The organism is Bradyrhizobium sp. Mp19 (genome assembly GCF_029952935.1).
Lineage (GTDB): Bacteria > Pseudomonadota > Alphaproteobacteria > Rhizobiales > Xanthobacteraceae > Bradyrhizobium > Bradyrhizobium elkanii.
The window spans coordinates 1-14100 of record NZ_JASAUT010000103.1; the positions used below are offsets into that span (position 1 = coordinate 1).

At 65.0% G+C, this 14100-nt stretch carries 10 protein-coding genes; 5 read left to right on the plus strand and 5 right to left on the minus strand.

All coding sequences use genetic code 11. From position 1 onward, the window contains the following. Positions 1–310 precede the first annotated feature (310 nt). Together QJT82_RS43475 and QJT82_RS43480 are read left to right on the plus strand one after the other, a co-directional pair. The gene (locus QJT82_RS43475) at positions 311–1351 is read left to right on the plus strand and encodes an alcohol dehydrogenase catalytic domain-containing protein (RefSeq protein ID WP_035633471.1); all 1041 of its coding nucleotides are present in this window, start codon (positions 311–313) and stop codon (positions 1349–1351) included. 47 nt (positions 1352–1398) lie between these two features. Further along, complete coding sequence (locus tag QJT82_RS43480) at positions 1399–2205, plus strand: crotonase/enoyl-CoA hydratase family protein (RefSeq protein WP_028344333.1); 807 nt, start codon at positions 1399–1401, stop codon at positions 2203–2205. 168 nt (positions 2206–2373) lie between these two features. On the opposite strand, the gene QJT82_RS43485 is transcribed toward QJT82_RS43480, so the two are convergent. Both QJT82_RS43485 and QJT82_RS43490 read right to left on the minus strand, forming a co-directional pair. After that, positions 2374–3744 carry an FAD-dependent oxidoreductase gene (locus QJT82_RS43485; protein ID WP_028344332.1) on the minus strand — a complete coding sequence of 457 codons (1371 nt, stop codon included), beginning with the start codon at positions 3742–3744 and terminating at the stop codon, positions 2374–2376. A 59-nt stretch (positions 3745–3803) separates the two neighbouring features. Further along, positions 3804–4505, minus strand: coding sequence for a GntR family transcriptional regulator (locus tag QJT82_RS43490; protein ID WP_051448145.1), 702 nt, complete (start codon positions 4503–4505; stop codon positions 3804–3806). Between the two features lie 204 nt (positions 4506–4709). Here QJT82_RS43490 and QJT82_RS43495 point away from each other — a divergent pair, with 204 nt between their 5' ends. Next, entirely contained in the window at positions 4710–5558 is an 849-nt protein-coding gene (locus QJT82_RS43495) for an amino acid ABC transporter substrate-binding protein (protein ID WP_245288911.1), read from the plus strand. A 203-nt stretch (positions 5559–5761) separates the two neighbouring features. Here the strand turns inward: QJT82_RS43495 and QJT82_RS43500 are convergent, their stop codons facing one another. The 3 genes from QJT82_RS43500 to QJT82_RS43510 all read right to left on the minus strand — a co-directional run bounded on the left by QJT82_RS43500 (position 5762) and on the right by QJT82_RS43510 (position 10427). Beyond that, the gene (locus QJT82_RS43500; RefSeq protein WP_051448144.1) at positions 5762–7831 is read right to left on the minus strand and encodes a TonB-dependent siderophore receptor; all 2070 of its coding nucleotides are present in this window, start codon (positions 7829–7831) and stop codon (positions 5762–5764) included. 618 nt (positions 7832–8449) lie between these two features. After that, positions 8450–9946, minus strand: coding sequence for an NAD-dependent succinate-semialdehyde dehydrogenase (locus QJT82_RS43505; protein WP_028344329.1), 1497 nt, complete (start codon positions 9944–9946; stop codon positions 8450–8452). 157 nt (positions 9947–10103) lie between these two features. Next, complete coding sequence (locus QJT82_RS43510) at positions 10104–10427, minus strand: hypothetical protein (protein WP_028344328.1); 324 nt, start codon at positions 10425–10427, stop codon at positions 10104–10106. 355 nt (positions 10428–10782) lie between these two features. Between QJT82_RS43510 and QJT82_RS43515 the strand changes: the two genes are divergently transcribed. Both QJT82_RS43515 and QJT82_RS43520 read left to right on the plus strand, forming a co-directional pair. Then, positions 10783–11976, plus strand: a complete 1194-nt coding sequence (locus QJT82_RS43515; RefSeq protein WP_028344327.1) for a serine hydrolase domain-containing protein — start codon at positions 10783–10785, stop codon at positions 11974–11976. Positions 11977–12298: 322 nt separating this feature from the next. After that, complete coding sequence (locus QJT82_RS43520; protein ID WP_035633465.1) at positions 12299–14011, plus strand: AMP-binding protein; 1713 nt, start codon at positions 12299–12301, stop codon at positions 14009–14011. The last annotated feature ends 89 nt before the right edge of the window (positions 14012–14100 follow it).

The window sequence follows — 14100 nt, forward strand, 5'->3', positions numbered from 1 at the left end:
CGACGCCTTCACCTCCGAGGAATGTGCCAACTACCTCAAAAATTCAGGCTATCGAACTTAATGCCATCACGCTTTAGCAGCACCGTCAGCGCGTTCGCTCCATCACCGTCACCCTGAGGTGCTCGCGAAAGCGAGCCTCGAAGGGTCGACGGCCCACCGGCGGGGCCGTGCATCCTTCGAGACGCGCTACGCGCTCCTCAGGATGACGGGGAGAGAAAGTCAGGTGAATCCCATTCACCCCTGTTGAAGACAAACCTTTTGTCGCGACGTCCACCGCGCTGCACTCTCCGACCAAACGGAGAGCTTCACGATGCGGCAATTGACTTATGTCGGCGGCAACAAGGTCGAATGGTGGGACGTTCCAGCGCCGAGGCTACAAGACGACCGCGACGCGCTGGTGCAGCCGCTCGCGGTGACGCGCTGCGATCTCGATCTTGCGATCGTGCACGGCCGATCGGGCCTTGCAGGTCCGTTCGCACTCGGACATGAGACCGCGGGCCGCATCGTCGACACCGGCGGCGCGGTGAGGAATTTCGTGCCCGGCGATCTCGTCATCGTTCCGTTCCAGATCAGTTGCGGGGTCTGCGACCGCTGCCGGCGCGGCCACACCAATGCCTGCACCGCGGTGCCGTTCCGCTCCTCCTACGGGTTGAAGCCAGTCTGCGGCGTGGAATATGGCGGCGGGCTGTCCGACCTGATCCGCGTGCCGTTTGCCGATCACATGCTGGTCCGCCAACCGGAAGGCCATGACCTGTCGCAAACGGCGGGGCTGGCGGACGGCGCAACCGACGGGTTCAGCGCGGTGGCGCGCTGGCTCGCGCAACGGCCCGGTGCCGACGTGATCGTGATCGGCGGTTTCGCCCAGTCGCTCGCGCTGTTCGCGGTGCAGGCGGCGGTGGCGCGCGGTGCGGGCCGTGTCGTCTATCTCGACGACCACGCACTGCGCCTCGCCAAGGCGAAGTCGCTCGGTGCCGACGTGATCGAAGCGCCCGCTGGCCTCTCGATGGAGCCGCCCGGCCTGTTCCCGGTCGTGATCGATGCGGCCGCGACCGACGCCAGCATGCTGCTCGCGCTCCGCGCGACCGAGCCCAACGGCATCTGCCAACGCATGTATGGCGACTTCGCCGAGACGACGCCGGTGCCGCTCCGGTACATGTATGGCATCGGCGTCACGTTGAAGATCTCGCGCGTCAATGTCCGCGCCGAGCTGCCCGAATGCGTCGCCCATGTTGCGGCAGGTCATTACCACCCGGAGGAGGTGATCACCCGCCGCGTCCGTTTCGAGGACGCGCATGAGGCGATCGGCGACCCGACCATCCGCGTGGCCTTCGTTCGCGATGGCATTGCCTGACGGGGACCGGTAGGTTGGCTCCAACCAACAAACGAAGGGAGCGACCCATGTCCGATGCCGATACCGTGCTCGTCGAGCGCGACGGTCCCGTCACCATTATCTCCATCAACCGTCCGCACAACCGCAACGCCGTCGATGGCGCCACCGCGCGCAAGCTGTATGACGCGTTTCTCGCCTTCGACGCCGATGCGAGCGCATCCGTCGCGGTGTTCACCGGCACCGGCGGCTATTTCTGCGCCGGCGCCGATTTGAAGGCGGTGGCGGCGGGCGATCCCAACAAGAAGCGCGAGGTCGGCGGCCACGACACCATCGCGCCGATGGGACCGAGCCGGCTGCGGCTCTCGAAGCCGGTGATTGCCGCGATCGAAGGCTTTGCGGTCGCCGGCGGCATGGAGCTCGCGCTGTGGGCGGACATGCGCGTCGTTGCCGAGGACGCAACCTTCGGCGTGTTCTGCCGCCGCTTCGGCGTGCCGCTGATCGATCTCGGCACCATCCGCCTGCCGCGACTGATCGGCCATTCGCAGGCCATCGACCTGATCCTCACCGGACGCCCGGTCGGCGGCGCTGAAGCGCATCGGATGGGACTCGCGAACCGATTGGTGCCGAAGGGCGAGACCCGCGCGCACGCCATCGCGCTCGCCAAGGACATCGCGAAATTCCCGCAGAATTGCCTGCGCGCCGACCGGCTGTCGGCGCTGCGGCAGTGGGACCTCGACGAGGAAGAGGCGATCAGAAACGAGATGCGCGGCGGGCTCGAGGTGATCGCCTCGGGCGAAACGCTATCGGGCGCGGCGCGCTTTGCCTCCGGCGTCGGCCGTCACGGCGCCTTCGGCAATGAAGGCGGCCACGGCTGACACGCACATCTCGCGCGCGATCGCCTTGCCAAACCGCACCATCGCCGTGCTGCGTCGCTGAAGATGCGTAGCCCGGATGGAGCGAAGCGCAATCCGGGGCTTCGTCGCGCGGCAGCATCGGTCCCGGATTTCGCTTCGCTTCATCCGGGCTACGAAGGGGAGGTCGAGCTACAGCAACCCCCGGCTCTCGCTCGCTGCGAGCTCGGCCATCAGCGCCTTGTCGTCATAGCGCGCCAGCGAGAGGCTGCGGGCGAACGCGGGTGCCGGCGCGCCGACCACGGCGCGGGCACAGAGATCGCCGGTGGCGCAGGCGCCCATCGTGCCGTAACCCGACAACGCGGTGGCGAGGAACACGTCCGGCGTCTTCGCGGCACCGATCAGCGGCCAGTTTTCCTTCGTCATCGGATAGTAGCCGCCGTAATGCACGCGGTCGCGCGGCAGCGCGCCGAGATATTGCGCGAGCCGTGGCTGCAACCGGCTCGCGGCGCGCAACACGACTTCGGGAAAATAAGGGTTCAGCTCCGGCTCGCGCACCGGTTCTGTGGTCTGCTCGGCGTTGAAGGCCCAACCGAGCTTGATCCATTCGCCGTGATCGCCGCCGTCGGGCCGGCAATGGATGCTGCCCGGCATCGGCGCCAAGAGGCGCGCGAATTCCGGCGCAGCTGCCAGCGCCTCGCGCTCGTCATCGGACCAGGCCAGCGTCTGACCATCGAGATCGATCGCGAACGGCATTTTGCGATCGACCGCGCGGTTGCGGTCGGCGAACGCGATCTTCTGCTGCAGCACATTGACGATCGGCAGCTCTTCGCCATGCATCGCCGCGACATGCGCCGCGAACGGGCCCGCGGCATTGACGATGATGTCGGCCTTGATGGTTTGTCTCGCGCCATCGGCCAGCACATCGACGGCGAAGCGATCGGTCTTCGCGATGCCGAGCACCCTCGCCTGCTGGAATTGCGTACCCAACGGCCGCATCGTTTCCAGCATGTACTGGCCGAGCTGCTGGCCGCTGATGTCGCCCGCGCGGCGGATATGCAGCGCCGTCGCGACCTCCTTGTCGAAGCTCGGATAATGCGCATGGATCAGATCACGCCCGAGCAGGACGTCGACGCCGTCGGGCGCGCTCTGCCAGTCCGCCGAATGCGGCGGCAGGTAGCCACGGCTTGCCCCCTCGTGCAGGCGGATCAGTTTTTCGGCCTGCGCGCCATAGCCGGCGTGGAGTTGCTGCAGCAATTCCTCGGGCTTTTCCTCGCGCGTGACCAGAAGATAGCCGCGCCGGGTCATGTGGATGCGGTTGTCGCTGCGGCGCGCGATCTCCTCCATCAGGTCGGTTGAATGGTTGGTGAAGTCGGCCATCGTCGGATGCGGCCACCAGTTGCGGTAGTTCTCACCGGACTGTGCCGAGGTCAACGCCATCGGTTGGCCTTCGTCGATGATCAGTACGCGCGAACGCTTGTGCTGAACGGCGAGGTAATAGGCTGTGGCGATGCCGACGATGCCCGCACCGATCACCAGGATTTCGACGTCATTGGTCTTCACGCGTACACTCCATAGGCCGCGTAGCGCGGCCCGCGATCATTCACATTGTCTGAACGTGATCAGACCGGACGACTCTCGCCCGCATCACGCAGCGCCTGGCGCTGCGCCGAGCGCAGCGTCTTCTGCGTCTCCTCGATATGGTCGCGCAGCAGCCGCACCGCCTTCTTGACCTCGCCGTCGCGGCAGAATTCGAGCAGCCGGTAATGCTCGCGCTGCGGACGCTCCTTGCCGGTCGCCTGCGACACCAGCGCCCGGGTGAAGCGGCCGACATGGCCGTAATTCGCCTCGATCATGCCGAGCAGGCGCGGGCGATTGCACGGCGCGTAGAGCGTGGCGTGGAATTTCCAGTTGAAGGCGCCCCATTGCGCCGGATCGGGCTCGGCATCGTAGGCGCGGAGGATTTTCGTCGCCGCCTCGAGATCGATCTCGCCCATGGCCGGGATCGCCAGGCGCAGCGCGTGGCATTCGAGCGCGATCCGGATCTCGAGCAGCTCGATCACCTCGTCGATCGAGAGATCCGAGACCACCGCGCCGCGGTTGGGCAGGAAGGTGACAAAACCCTCGGCCTCGAGCTGGCGCAGCGCCTCGCGCACCGGGATGCGGCTGGTCCCGAACCGCGCGGCGAGCTCGTCCTGACGCAGCTGCAATCCGGGCGCGAGCTCGCCCGAGCTGATCGCGGCCCGCAATGCCTCGCGCACGGCGTCCGGCGCGGAACCGTGCGGTCCGGTCCCTCGATGACTGGTGACGGTTGCGGGTTCCATCCGACTCTCTCTCTCTCTCTCTCTCTGTGCGGCGGCGACCAGGATATCCAACCTGGGTCATGATTGTATAAAATCAGTTTGCTGATTATGCAATAAGCGCATATAAAATCCTGCCTTATCGTATCCAATATTGCCAGCGTTCGCGAGCACCCGATGCATCAAGCCAGCAAGCGATTGATCTGCCTAGCTTTTCTTGCGGCGGCAGTGTCTGCCCCGGCACAGGCCCAATCGTCCGGCGGCACCCTGGCCAAGATCCGCGATGCCGGCGAAATCCGGCTCGGGCACCGCGACGTCTCGGTCCCGTTCTCCTCTCTCGACGACAACCAGAAGCCGGTCGGCTTTGCGATGGACCTTTGCAGCCGGATCGTCGATGCGGTGAAGGCCGAACTGAAGCTGCCGGCGCTGCAGACCAGGCCGCAGCCGATCCAGCTCTCCACCCAGATCCCGCTGATCGAGAACGGCACCATCGACATCGTCTGCGGTCCCGCCACCAACACCCTGGAGCGGCAAAAGGTCGTCGCCTTCAGCAACACGATCTTCGTGTCGAGCATCCGCGCGGTGGTGCAGAAGGACGCGCCGATCAGGACCTTTGAGGATCTCGGCGGCCGGCCGGTCTCGCTGACCTCGGGCTCGACCTCGATCGGACTGTTGAGCGCACGGGCCCAGGAGAAGAACTTTCAGACCAAGAACATCCTGACGGCGGACCACGCCGCATCGTTCCTCGCGCTGACCACCGGGCGCAGCGAAGCCTTCGTGATGGACGACATTCTGCTGGCGAGCCTGATCGCCGGCAGCCGCAACCCTGCGGAATGGCGCATCATCGACGACAGCCTGCGCACCGAACCCTACGGGCTGATCATTCGCAAGGGCGATCCGGAGTTCAAGGCGCTGGTCGACAAGACGCTGGTCGCCATGATGAAGAACGGCGAATTCCAGGAGCTCTACGCAAAATGGTTCACGCGGCCGATCCCGCCGAAGAACGTGAACCTGAATTTTCCGATGACGGCGCCGCTGAAGGACGCCGTCGCCAACCCGAACGACAAGGGCGTGTGAGGCAATCGCCGGATCGGCGGCGGATCTTTCGCAACACAGCCGCGACGTCTAGCGGCCACCGCACACCAGCGTGCGGCGCGCGATGGCCCTCGGCTTTTCTGCTAGAGCTTTTCCCGTTCCGATGGAATCGGAACGGGGCTCTAGATCCTTGTTTTGACGCGTTTTCTTCACGCGAACCGGTATCCACTTCGCTCGAAAACGCTCTAGAAATCCACCGTCATAGAAAGCCACAGCGTCCGCGGCATGCCGCTGATTACATAGCCGGTTGGATTGCCGATCCAGTAGTGCTTGTCGAACAGATTGGTCAGTGACGCCCTGAAGGTGGTCGGACGCCCCGCGAGGGTTGTCGCGTAGCGCGCACCGATGTCGAAGGTCGCCCAGCAGGCGGGGACGCTTTGGACGTTGTCGGCGCTGACATAGGCCCGGCTGGTGTAGATGGCACGCGCCGTCGCGGTGAGGCCGGGCACGAAGGGCGTATCCCATTCGACACCGAGATTGCCCTGCAGGTCGGGCGCGCCGATCGCGTGATTGCCGTCGTAGAGGTGGCCCTGCGTTTGGGTAAGCCGGGCATCGAGCCAGGTCACGCCACCGAGAACGCGGACGCCGGGCGTGACCTCGCCGAAGGTATTGAGCTCGATACCGCGGTTTCTCTGCTCGCCATCCAGACTGTAGATCTTGGTGACGGGATCGATCACCCCGCTCGGTTGGCTGATCTGGAACGCCGCAAGGCTCGCGCCGAAGCCTCCGAGATCGAGCTTGGTGCCGACCTCGACTTGTCGCGTCTTGAACGGCGCAAACACCGCATTGGTGTTCGCCGCCCCGGAAGGCGGCGTCGGCCCCGGCGTCAGCCCTTCGATGTAATTGGCATAAAGCGAGAGTTGCTTGATCGGCCTCACCACCAAGGCGATCGAAGGCGACGTCGCGCTATCGTCGTAATGCGTTGTTTCCAGGCCGCTGACCGGATTGAAGCTGCTCGCGATCACCTGCTGCTGGCGCGCGCCCACGATCACCTCCAACAGGCCCCCCATCGTCGTGATGATGTCGGCAACACCGACGCTGCGCAGCCCGAGGAAGCCGGACTTGCCCTCCGGGAATGTCGATACCGGCGTGCCGGCGGTCGTCAGCAAGGTCGGTCGGTAGATGTTCGTCAGGTAGGCCGCGTAGTTGGTCTGGCCGAGCCAGTCCGTCCGGTTTTGCGCGCTGCCGCTGACCACGACCTCGTGGCCGATGGGACCCGTGTCGAAACGCGCGCGTATGCCCGCCTCGCCTGAGGCGCCCTCCGACTTGCCGGTCTGGAACCGTGACGTGCCCAACGCATCGCCTGCGGTGTTGAGCAGCGTGGCACCGGGATCTTCCTGCTTGTCGTAGCGGAACTGGTTGCCGCCGATCGCGCCAAACACGGTGACGCTGTTGCTGAGATCGTATTCGGCCCTGGTCAAGCCGGTCAGGCTCTGCGACCTCGCATAGTCAAACGGCTGCGCGAGATTGATACGCGGATCGGGGGCGCTCGGCATGGCGATGCCGGGCACGGGCGTGTAGCCGCGCTGGGCCGCCTTCATCCAGTCGTCCTGGGAGATGATGTCCGCCGACCAGCGAAAGCGCTCTCCACGATAGTCGACGCCGAGCGAGCCCACGCCGTTGCGCGCCGACTGCCGATCGATCGTGGTGTTGCCGCCATCGATCCCGCCGTTGAAGCGAACGCCCCATTCCTTCTGTTCGCCATAGCGGCGTGCGAGGTCCAGCTCCGTTCCAAAACGTCCATCCGAGATGTAGCCGGCGGTCAGGCGCGTGATGTCTTCCGCCGCCCGCTTCGTCACGACATTGACCGTGCCACCGATGCTGCCTTGCGGAGCCATTCCGTTGAGAAAGGCACCCGGCCCCTTGAGCAGCTCGATGCGCTCGATGGGAGCCGGATTGATGCGGTAGGCCGGAACGAGGCCGTAGAGTCCGTTCAAGGCGATTTCGCTGTTCTCGACCCGGAAGCCGCGGATCGTCAGCGCGTCGTAACGGTTGCTGCTGCCGATCGCAGCACGCACCGACGGATCGGAATTGGTCAGCACTTCCGCAACGCTGGTTGCCTGCTGATCGCGGATCGTCTTCTCGGTGTAGCTCGTCAGACTGTACGGGGTCTCCATGTAGTCCTTGTTGCCGAGCAGGCCGAGTTGCCCGCCGCGCGCGACCTGGCCGCCGATATAGGGCACGGGCAACGCCGCCTGCTGCGCGCCGGCCGTCGGCGCGGCCGCAGCCTGCGGCGCGTGCTCGCGCCTGCTCACCTGACGCGATGCCGACGGGCGCACTGAGCGCGACGACGACGGCCTCCGAACCGGCGTGGCTCGATGCTGTGGCGCGGTGACGACGACTGGAGGCAGCGGCGCAACGCTGCTCGCGGGTGACTGCTCAGGCGACTGGGCGAGCGAAGGGACCGCGGAAAGGAGGAGAGACGCGCACGCGAATTGAAATGCGCGTGGAGCGTTTGAACTGACGAGCATGAGGTCCCCGGATTCTTCGTGGCTTCGCCTCGAACATCATCAGGGTTCGAGCGCGACCACCGGGGCATAAGCAGCATGCGTTGTGAGGCCAACTAGAACGCATCTAAGCAACGGGGATAACACCTGCTGCATGAAGCGACATCGATGCGGCAGATTCCGCGTTTCGATTATTCTTTCGCTGAATCGGCGTTGCGCGCATGCGGCTCGCTTCTAATCGCCACCTTCGAGGTTAGAGGGATTCTTGATGCGATCGTCGTCGCGATCGACGCGCTGCATCCAACCGTCGCGATGAATCGTCGCAGACCGCGAATGCCGGCGGACGGAGCGATCGACAACGACCGATGGATTCACCGGCATGCGTCCCCTCGCCCGCCGGGGCGAAGGGACACGCAGCCACGGCGATCAGACGCCGGCCATCATCACGTATTTGATCTCGACATATTCATCCATGCCGTGGCGCGAGCCTTCGCGGCCGAGGCCCGATTCCTTGACGCCGCCGAACGGCGCCACTTCGGTCGTGATCAGGCCGGAGTTGACGCCGACCATGCCCGACTCCAGCGCCTCGGCGACGCGCCAGACGCGGCCGATGTCGCGCGAATAGAAGTAGGAGGCGAGGCCGAACGGCGAGGCGTTGCACATCGCGATCACGTCGGCCTCGTCCTTGAAGCGGATCACCGGCGCGAGCGGGCCGAAGGTTTCCTCGTGCGAGACCAGCGCGTCCGGCCGCACATCCGAAAGCACCGTCGGCTCGAAGAAGCTGCGGCCGAGCGACGAGCGCTTGCCGCCGGTCACGATCTTGGCGCCGCCCTTCACGGCGTCGGCGATGTGCCGCTCGACCTTCTCGATCGCTTCCATGTTGATCAGCGGACCCTGCGTCACGCCAGCTTCCGTGCCGTCGCCGATCTTCATCTCCGCGACCTTCTTCGACAGCTTCGTGACGAACGCGTCGTAGATCTTGTCCTGGGCATAGAGACGGTTGGCGCAGACGCAGGTCTGGCCCATGTTGCGATACTTCGAGACGATGGCGCCCTCGACCGCGGCATCGATGTCGGCATCGTCGAACACCACGAACGGCGCGTTGCCGCCGAGCTCGAGGCCGAGCTTCTTCACGCCGACCGACGCCTGCCGGTACAGGATCTTGCCGACCTCGGTCGAGCCGGTGAAGCCGACGAAGCGCACCGCCGGATGCTCGCACAGCACCTTGCCGATCGGCGGCGCATCACCGGTGATGATGTTGAACACGCCCTTCGGCACGCCGGCCTTCTCGGCCAGTGCAACGAGCGCGAGCGCCGACAGCGGCGTCTCGTTGGCGGGCTTCAGCACCACGGTGCAACCGGCCGCCAGCGCCGGCGAGACCTTGCGGGTGATCATCGAGTTCGGGAAATTCCACGGGGTGATGGCGCCGCAGACACCGATCGGCTGCCGGATCGCGAGCAGACGCGCGTCCGGACGCTGCGTCGGGATCGTCTCGCCATAGACGCGGCGCGCCTCTTCAGCGAAGAATTCGACATAGGCGGCGCCGATATCGACCTCGCCGAGCGCTTCCGCCAGGGGCTTGCCCTGCTCGGAGGTCAGGATCAGCGCGAGATCCTCGCGATTGGCGATGATCAGATCGAACCATTTGCGCAAGATGTTGGAGCGCTGTTTCGCGGTGAGCTTGGCCCAGGCCGGAAACGCGCGCTCGGCGGCCTCGACGGCCTTGGTCGCGTCATCGGCGCTCAGCTGTGGGATCTTGATCAGCTCGACGCCGGTCGCCGGATTGTTGACGGCGAATTCGGGGGTGCCGACCCAGGCGCCATCGATATAGCAGCGGTCGCGCAGCAGCGAGGGGTCCTTCAGGCGGCTTTGCAGGGAGGATACTGCGGATTGGGTGGCGCGTGCGGCAACGGGCGGGGTCATGGCGTTACTCCTGTCATTTCTGGAATTTCTTGGGGGTGTTCGCCGCTTATATAAGCGGAAAGCCGCTGCGATGCACCGGCGCCGGGCGCGACCCTGCTTCAAGCAATATTGAGGGCTCACGCGCGATCTTTTTCCACGCGCCGACGTGCAGCGGCGCTCAGACTGCGCCGCCGGACATGTAGGTTTCACGACGGCCGATCATGCGCTCGGCCGCGGCCTTGGCGTCCGCCTTGGTCGAGGTCGCGCAGGTCCGGTATTCGAGGTCGGCCTGCGTCCGCGCATCGCGGCGGCCGAACCAGGATTTGGCGCCGGACCGCAGCAGCGCCAGCGCCTGCGCGACATTTTCGACGGCCTCGAACGAGTGCAGTGCGCCGGTACCGGCGTAGCGGACTTCGTAGAGACCTGGGCTGATCGGCGCCTCGATATTCTCGCCGCGGCCCGGCCGCGGATAGCGCTTCCATTCACTCCATGTCGAAATCATTGCTGCGCCCCCCGCAAGGCGGGAAATGACGAATCTTTTCGTCAAATCCGGTCCAATCCGCCGCACCGTTTGTGCAGCGATCTGAATGCGTTAATGCAAATAATCAGGTACGAAAATCATTCCTTGATCACGTTACCGTGGCCGCTCGCGGAGGTCACCGGGACTTGCGCGGCGTCCCCTGCAAAATCTGCGCGCGTGGTGAACGCCTCCCGACCAAGGCCGTTCCTAGCGGCCCGGCCTTCACGACATCGCGACATCGCGACATCGTCGCATCGCGCCCGCCTTGCGGGAGCGGAAAAGCGGGAGGATGATCCGCCCACTTCAAAACAATAAACCCCACCGGAGGAAGCCCCCAATGCAGAGCAAGGCCCAGATCGATCAGGTATTGCGCCAGAAGAGCGAGGCAAAGGAAATTCCCGGCGTGGTCGCCATCGCGGCCACCGGCAAGGACGTGATCTACGAAGGCGCGTTCGGCAAGCGCGACCTCTCCAAGAGCGATCCCATGACTGCGGACAGCGTGTTCTGGATCGCCTCGATGACCAAGGCGGTGACCTCGGCGGGCGCGATGCAGCTTGTCGAGCAGGGCAAGCTCTCGCTCGATGAGCCGATCGGCAAGCTGTTGCCCGATCTCGCCGCGGTGCAGGTGCTTGACGGCTTCGACGCCAAGGGCGAGCCGCAGCTGCGGCCGGCGAAAAAGCCGATCACGCTGCGCCAGCTCATGACCCACACCGCCGGCTTCGCCTACGATATGTGGGACGGCAACCTCGGGAAGTATCTGGAAAAGACCGGCACGCCCGGCATCATCACCTGCCTGAATGCCGCGCTGAAGACGCCGATCATGACGGACCCCGGCACGCGCTGGGAGTACGGCACCAATATCGACTTCGTCGGCAAGGCGGTGGAAGCCGCATCCGGCAAGAAGCTCGATGCCTATCTGCGCGACAACATGTTTGCACCGCTCGGCATGAGCGACACCGCGTTCAAGATCTCCGACGACATGCGCAAGCGGCTGGTCGGCATGCATGCCCGCGGCGAGGACGGCACGCTGGCGGCAATCCCGTTCGAGCTCGAGCAGAATCCTGAATTCCACATGGGTGGCGGCGGCCTGTATTCGACGGCGGCCGACTACATCAAGTTCTGCCAGATGATCCTCAACAAGGGCAAAGGCAACGGCAATCAGGTGCTGAAGGCCGAGACGGTCGCGACCATGGGGCAGAATCACATCGGCGAGCTCACCGTCGGCAAGATGACGACGGCCTTGCCGGTGTACACCAACGATGTCGATCTCTATCCTGACATCGTCAAGAAGTGGGGACTGAGCTTCCTCATCAACACCGCCAAGACGCCGGAAGGCCGCAGCGCCGGCAGCCTCGCCTGGGCGGGCCTTGCCAACACCTATTACTGGATCGATCCGTCGCGCGACGTCTGCGGCGTGATCCTGACGCAGCTGTTGCCGTTCGCCGACAAGCACAGCCTGGAAGCCTTCGCAGGCTTCGAGAAGGGCATCTATGCCGGGCTCGACGCCGGCAGCGGGCAGAGGGCGGCGTAGGGCTCGATGCGATAAGTCGTACCATCCGTGACGGGACTCCTCTCCCTCTCCCCGTTCTTACGGGGAGAGGGTTGGGTGAGGGGCTACTTCCGCGCAGACGGTCGCAATTGGACTCGCAGAGACTCCCCCTCACCCGGATCGCATCTTCGATGCGATCCGACCTCTCCCCGCACGCGGGGCGAGGTGAAGCGGAACCCGTCGCCGCTACAATCGAAAACCATACCCGCCATTGGTCGGGCCTGTCCCATCGGCGCCAAACGACTAAGATCGCGCAAAAAAGCGCGGCGACGCGAACACGACCACGACCACGAGGAGGACGAGCTTGGCACCCACACCAAAGGGAGACGGCAAGGCAGACAGCTATGTGTGCGGCATTTCCGATATGCCGCTGCTCGGTGAAACCATCGGCCGCAGCCTCGACCGTGCACGGGCGCGCTGGGGCGAGCGCGAGGCGCTGGTCTCGCCGAGCCACAACGTGCGCTGGACCTGGAACGAATTCGCCTGTCACGTCGAGGCCTTGGCGGCGGGCTTTCTCGCGCTCGGCCTACAACGCGGCGAGCGGATCGGCATCTGGTCGCTGAACCGGCCGGAATGGACGCTGACGCAATTCGCCGCCGCGAAAGCCGGACTGATCCTCGTCACCATCAATCCGGCCTATCGCCTCAGCGAGCTGGAATTCGCGCTCGGCAAGGTCGGCTGCGCCGCGATCGTGACGGCGACCGCATTCAAGACCTCGGCCTATATGGAGATGCTGAACACGCTGCTGCCCGAGCTTGCGAGCTCCGAGCCCGGCCATCTGCGCTCGGCGCGGCTGCCGCAATTGCGCGCCGTGATCCAGATCGGCGGACCGGCGGCGCCGGGCACCATTCCGTTCGATGCGGTCGCGCAGATGGGCGGCGAGCGCCATCGCGAGCAGCTTGCGGCGCTCGGCGACAGCCTGCAGTTCGACGACCCCGTCAATATCCAGTTCACCAGCGGCACCACCGGCTCGCCGAAGGGCGTGACGCTGACCCATCACAACATCCTCAACAACGGCTACTTCACCGGCCGCGCCATGCGCCTGACCGAACAGGACCGCATCTGCATTCCGGTGCCGCTCTATCACTGCTTCGGCATGGTGATGGGCAACCTCGCCTCGGTCACGCTCGGCACCACCATGGTCTATCCCGGCGAAGGCTTTGATCCGCTGGCGACGCTGACGACGGTCGCGCAGGAGAGATGCACGACGCTGTACGGCGTGCCGACCATGTTCATCGCCGAGCTCGACCATCCCGACTTCGCGCGCTTCGACTTGTCCTCGCTGCGCACCGGCATCATGGCCGGCGCGCCCTGCCCGATCGAGGTGATGAAGCGCGTCAATACCGAGATGAACATGCGCGAAGTGACGATCGCCTACGGCATGACCGAGACCAGCCCGGTGAGTTTCCAGAGCGCGACCGACGATCCCCTGGAGCGCCGCGTCTCCACCGTCGGCCGCATCCATCCGCATGTCGAGGTCAAGGTGGTCGATCTCGACGGCAAGGTGGTGCCGCGCGGCGAACGCGGCGAGCTCTGCACCCGCGGCTACAGCATCATGCTCGGCTATTGGGACGAGAAGGAAAAGACGTCAGACGTGCTCGACGCCAACGGCTGGATGCACACCGGCGATCTCGCCGTGATCGACGACGCGGGCTATTGCAACATCGTCGGCCGCATCAAGGACATGGTGATCCGCGGCGGCGAGAATTTGTATCCGCGCGAGATCGAGGAATTCCTGTACCGCCATCCGAAGATCCAGGACGTACAGATCTTCGGCGTCGCCGACGAGCGCTATGGCGAGGAGCTGTGCGCCTGGGTCAGGATCAGGCAGGGCGAAACGCTCACCGCCGACGAGGTCCGCGCCTTCTGCCAGGGCCAGATCGCCCACAACAAGATCCCGCGCTATGTCGAATTCGTCGACGAATTCCCGATGACGGTGACCGGCAAGATCCAGAAATTCGTGATGCGCGACGCGGTGGAGAAGCGGCTGGGATTGAAGGCGGCGAAGACAGCGTGATGCCGTTCTTCCCCCTCTCCCGCTTGCGAGGGCTTTGCGCAATCGGGCGTGCGCGGGTGGAGGCCAGTGTCAGGCATTTTTTTGCGTGG

Coding starts and splice junctions, on each gene's coding strand:
- QJT82_RS43510 (WP_028344328.1), bottom strand. CDS start 10,427: ATGATTTCGACATGGAGTGAATGGAAGCGCTATCCGCGGCCGGGCCGC.
- QJT82_RS43475 (WP_035633471.1), top strand. CDS start 311: ATGCGGCAATTGACTTATGTCGGCGGCAACAAGGTCGAATGGTGGGAC.
- QJT82_RS43480 (WP_028344333.1), top strand. CDS start 1,399: ATGTCCGATGCCGATACCGTGCTCGTCGAGCGCGACGGTCCCGTCACC.
- QJT82_RS43490 (WP_051448145.1), bottom strand. CDS start 4,505: ATGGAACCCGCAACCGTCACCAGTCATCGAGGGACCGGACCGCACGGT.
- QJT82_RS43505 (WP_028344329.1), bottom strand. CDS start 9,946: ATGACCCCGCCCGTTGCCGCACGCGCCACCCAATCCGCAGTATCCTCC.
- QJT82_RS43515 (WP_028344327.1), top strand. CDS start 10,783: ATGCAGAGCAAGGCCCAGATCGATCAGGTATTGCGCCAGAAGAGCGAG.